Annotated in this window: 3 protein-coding genes; all 3 read right to left on the bottom strand. The window is 69.7% G+C overall.

Going from position 1 to position 4,259, the window contains the following annotated elements; translation table 11 throughout:
* Positions 1-160: 160 nt before the first annotated feature.
* Positions 161-1,120 carry a UDP-glucuronic acid decarboxylase family protein gene (locus QSG27_RS27925; RefSeq protein WP_306711997.1) on the bottom strand — a complete coding sequence of 320 codons (960 nt, stop codon included), beginning with the start codon at positions 1,118-1,120 and terminating at the stop codon, positions 161-163.
* 162 nt (positions 1,121-1,282) lie between these two features.
* Complete coding sequence (cysC, locus tag QSG27_RS27920) at positions 1,283-3,148, bottom strand: adenylyl-sulfate kinase (protein WP_306711996.1); 1,866 nt, start codon at positions 3,146-3,148, stop codon at positions 1,283-1,285.
* Between the two features lie 16 nt (positions 3,149-3,164).
* Positions 3,165-4,070, bottom strand: coding sequence for a sulfate adenylyltransferase subunit CysD (gene cysD / locus QSG27_RS27915; protein ID WP_306711994.1), 906 nt, complete (start codon positions 4,068-4,070; stop codon positions 3,165-3,167).
* Between the last annotated feature and the right edge of the window lie 189 nt (positions 4,071-4,259).

Raw genomic sequence — 4,259 nt, 5'->3', positions numbered from 1 at the left:
GCCCGCGGCCTCGGCGTCATGCTGGTCGATCAGCCGGAAGACATGCCCGCTGTGCCGCAGGACGCGTCCGGGCGGAAAAGGGGGGCAGAAAAAAGGGGAGGGCGCCAACCGGCGCCCTCCCCCTTCACGGGCCGTCCCTTGCCGGCGGCTGGGGCTTTCCTCAGCCGAAGAAGCGGCTGCGGAAATAGTGGACGGTCCGTTCCAGGCCGTCGCGCAGGGGGATGGTGGGCTCCCAGTCGAGCAGGGCCTTGGCCTTGGTGATGTCGGGCCGGCGCTGCTTGGGATCGTCCTGGGGCAGTGGGCGGTGCTCGATGACGGAGCGCGAGCCGGTCAGGGCGACGACCAGCTCGGCCAGTTCCAGCATGGTGAATTCGCCGGGGTTCCCGATGTTGATCGGGCCGGTGACCTCAGCAGGCGAGTCCATCAGCCGGATCATCCCCTCGATCAGGTCGTCGACGTAGCAGAAGGAGCGTGTCTGCGATCCCTCGCCGTAGACGGTGATCGGTTCGCCCTTCAGCGCCTGCATGATGAAGTTCGACACGACGCGGCCGTCGTTGGGGTGCATGCGCGGACCGTAGGTGTTGAAGATGCGCATCACCTTGATCGGCAGGCTGTGCTGGCGGTGATAGTCGAAGAACAGCGTCTCCGCGCAGCGCTTGCCCTCGTCGTAGCAGGAGCGCGGGCCGATCGGGTTGACGTTGCCCCAGTATTCCTCGGGTTGCGGGTGGACGCTGGGGTCGCCGTAGACCTCGCTGGTCGAGGCCTGGAGGATGCGGGCGTTCAGACGCTTGGCCAGGCCCAGCATGTTGATGGCGCCGTGCACGCTGGTCTTGGTCGTCTGCACCGGGTCGTGCTGGTAGTGCACCGGCGAGGCCGGGCAGGCGAGGTTGTAGATCTGGTCCACCTCGACGTAGAGCGGGAAGGTCACGTCGTGGCGGATCACCTCGAAGTTCGGGTGGCCCATCAGCTGGGCGATGTTGCTCCGCGACCCGGTGAAGTAGTTATCGACGCACACCACCTCGTCGCCGCGCGCGATCAGGCGTTCGCACAGGTGCGAGCCGAGGAAGCCGGCGCCGCCGGTCACCAGGACGCGCCGATTGTAGCTACGGATTCCGGTCATGGAGTCTCTCTGGGCATCAATGGGGCCAGCCGATCGGCATTGCCGGCGATCGGAAGCCTTGTGTGAGGATCGTCCGTGCAGATGGCTGCAACCGGGGAGATTTGGCAAGCGATTATGCCGCGCCGGCCTGTGGAGAGGTGCAGCCCTTCAACCGGCCGCGGCTCAGGTCCCGGCGATGCCTCTCCGGCGCAGGATCTCCACCACCCGTCCGGCAAGCGCGTCGGCGTCCTCCTCCGCCGTGCCCAGCCGCAGTTCCGGGGCGTCCGGCGCCTCGTAGGGGGAGTCCACGCCGGTGAAGTTCCGCAGGGTCCCGGCCCGTGCCTTGGCATACAGCCCCTTGGGGTCGCGCCGCATGCATTCCTCCAGCGGCGTGTCCACGAAGATCTCCAGGAAGGCGCCGTCCGGCAACAGGGCGCGCACCGCCTCCCGCTCCGCCCGAAAGGGGGCGATGAAGGCGCACAGCACGATCAGCCCGGCCTCGGTCATCAGCTTCGCCACCTCGCCGACGCGCCGGATGTTCTCCACCCGGTCGGCGTCGGTGAAGCCCAGGTCGCGGTTCAGCCCCAGCCGGACGTTGTCGCCGTCCAGCATCATCGTGTGGTGGCCGAGCGCGTGCAGCCTCCGCTCCACCCGGTTGGCGATGGTGGACTTGCCGGACCCCGACAGGCCCGTGAACCACAGGACCGCCGGGCGCTGCCGCTTGAGCGCCGCGCGCTCCGCCGTGGACACCGCCAGCTCCTGCCGGTGCAGGTTGGCGGCGCGGCGCAGGGGGTGCCGGATCATCCCGGCGCCGACGGTCCGGTTGGAGAAGCGGTCCACCAGGATGAAGGAACCGGTGCGGCGGTTGGCCTCGTAAGCGTCGAAGGCGAGCGGCGCCGCGGTGGACAGGTTGCACAGCCCGACCGCGTTCAGCTCCAGCACCGTGGCGGCGCCATGCTCCAGCGTCTCCACGTTCAGCGTGTGGCGCAGCGCGGTGACCGTCGCCGGAACCCACCGGGCACCCGCGCGCAGCAGATAGGAGCGGCCGGGGATGAGCGGCTCCTCCCCCATCCACAGCAGATGCGCGGCGAACTGGTCGGCCACCTCCGGCGCGCCGTCCGGGCCGGCCAGCAGGTCGCCGCGCCCGGCGTCCACCGCCTCCTCCAGCGTCACGGTCACCGCATCGCCGGTTCGTGCCCGCCCCACGTCGCCGTCGAAGGTGACGATCCGGGCGATCCGCGCGGAGCGGCCCGACGGCCACACCGTCACGGCGTCGCCCGTCTCCAGGCTCCCCGACAGGGCCGTTCCGGACAGGCCGCGGAAATCCGGGCCTGGACGGTTCACCCACTCCACCAGGAAGCGCAGCGGACCGTCCTCCGCCGCCCGATCCTCCACCGCGGCACCCTCCAGATGTTCCAGAAGGGCGGGGCCCCGGTACCAGGGCATGGCCGCGGAGCGGTGGACAACGTTGTCGCCACGCCGCGCCGACAGCGGGATCGCCGTCACCGACAGGAACTTCAGGGAACCGGCGAAGGCCGTGAACTCCGTCAGGATGGCGGCGAAGACGGCCTCGCCGTCCTCCACCAGATCCATCTTGTTGACGGCCAGCACGACATGGCGGACGCCCATCAGGGAGGCGACGATGGCGTGCCGCCGCGTCTGGGTCAGCAGCCCCTTGCGCGCGTCCACCAGCAGAACGGCGAGAGACGCGGTGGAGGCGGCGGTCGCCATGTTGCGGGTGTACTGCTCGTGCCCCGGCGCATCGGCGGCGATGAAGCTGCGGCGGGCGGTGGCGAAGTAGCGATGCGCCACGTCGATGGTGATGCCCTGTTCCCGCTCGGCCTCCAGCCCGTCGACCAGAAGGGAGAAGTCGATTCCGCCGTCTTCCTCCGTCCGGCCCCGGCTGTCGCGCCGAACCTGTTCCAGCAGGTCGTCGGGGACCAGCCCGGCGTCGTGGAGCAGCCGCCCGATCAGCGTGGACTTGCCGTCGTCCACCGACCCGCAGGTGAGGAAGCGCAGAAGGCCGCGCCCGGTGCCGTCGTCCGTCATCGGAAGGTTCCCAGCATCAGAAATAGCCTTCCCGCTTCTTGCGCTCCATCGCGGCCGGCTCGTCCCCGTCGATCAGGCGGCCTTGCCGCTCGGAGGTCTTCGCGGCCCGCATCTCGGCGATGATCTCCTCCACGGTCGTGGCCTCGGACTCGATGGCTCCGCTCAGCGGGTAGCAGCCGAGCGTCCGGAAGCGCACCCGGCGCATCTCCGGCACCTCGCCGGGGTTCAGCGGCAACCGCCCGTCGTCCACCATGATAAGCGTTCCCGAGCGATGCACCACCGGACGCTCCGCCGCGAAATAGAGCGGCACCACGGGGATCGCCTCCGCCGCCACGTAGCGCCAGACGTCCATCTCGGTCCAGTTGGACAGCGGGAAGACGCGGACCGACTCGCCCGGCTGGATGCGCGTGTTCCACAGGCGCCACAGCTCCGGCCGCTGGTCCCGCGGGTCCCAGCCATGGGCGGCGTTGCGGATGGAGAAGACGCGCTCCTTGGCGCGGCTCTTCTCCTCGTCGCGCCGCGCGCCGCCGACGGCCGCATCGAAGCCGTGCAGGCCGAGCGCCTGGCGCAGCGCTTCGGTCTTCATGACGCGGGTGTGGACGGCGGAGCCGGAACGGATCGGGTCGATGCCCCGGGCCCGTCCCTCCTCGTTCCTGTGGACGATCAGTTCCAGCCCCAGGCGCCGCACCGTCGCGTCGCGGAAGGCGATCATGTCCCGGAACTTCCAGCCGGTGTCCACATGCAGCAGCGGAAAGGGCACGGGCGAGGGGTGGAAGGCCTTGCGCGCCAGATGCAGCAGAACGCCGCTGTCCTTGCCGATGGAATAGAGCAGGACCGGCTTGGTGAAGGAGGCCGCGGCCTCGCGCAGGATGGCGATGGCTTCCGCTTCGAGCAGACGGAGGTCGTCGGGCAGATTTGGCATCGTTTTGCCGATCGGCTTCGCTGAAGGCCGGCTCTCTCGGGACGGCTGTCGATGACGGACCATGGCGGAACAGCGCAACGGAAGGGCGGGGCTTGGTCCACCCTTCCGCGCCGCGGTCCGCGTTACTCGACGGTGACCGACTTGGCGAGGTTGCGCGGCTGGTCGACGTCGGTGCCCTTGAGGACGGCG

The sequence above is a fragment of the Azospirillum isscasi genome (assembly GCF_030849505.1).
Taxonomy (GTDB): Bacteria; Pseudomonadota; Alphaproteobacteria; order Azospirillales; family Azospirillaceae; genus Azospirillum; species Azospirillum isscasi.
This window is presented reverse-complemented; position numbering and strand designations above follow the sequence as displayed.